This is a genomic window from Pseudomonas sp. 43(2021), assembly GCF_017490805.1.
Taxonomy (GTDB): domain Bacteria; phylum Pseudomonadota; class Gammaproteobacteria; order Pseudomonadales; family Pseudomonadaceae; genus Aquipseudomonas.
In genome coordinates, this window is the sequence record NZ_JAFGYJ010000619.1 from 1 (window position 1) to 340 (window position 340).

At 54.4% G+C, this 340-nt stretch carries 2 tRNA genes and 1 rRNA gene; all 3 read right to left on the bottom strand.

From position 1 onward, the window contains the following. Positions 1–3: 3 nt before the first annotated feature. A tRNA-Ala gene (locus J5M71_RS28990) sits at positions 4–79 on the bottom strand. Positions 80–105: 26 nt separating this feature from the next. Next, a tRNA-Ile gene (locus J5M71_RS28995) sits at positions 106–182 on the bottom strand. Between the two features lie 85 nt (positions 183–267). Beyond that, positions 268–340: ribosomal RNA gene (locus tag J5M71_RS29000) — 16S ribosomal RNA — on the bottom strand; the annotation flags it as partial.

Genomic DNA, 340 nt, shown 5'->3' on the forward strand with positions numbered 1-340 from the left:
AAGTGGTGGAGCCAAGCGGGATCGAACCGCTGACCTCCTGCGTGCAAGGCAGGCGCTCTCCCAGCTGAGCTATGGCCCCGTGTATTCTACGGCTGAACCATGTAATGGTAGGTCTGGGCAGATTTGAACTGCCGACCTCACCCTTATCAGGGGTGCGCTCTAACCAACTGAGCTACAGACCTATAACAGGGTCGCGTTACAGCATCGTCTTTTACAATGAATCAAGCAATTCGTGTGGGAGCTCATCAGCAGGCTGATGTCGTCGATTAAGGAGGTGATCCAGCCGCAGGTTCCCCTACGGCTACCTTGTTACGACTTCACCCCAGTCATGAATCACACC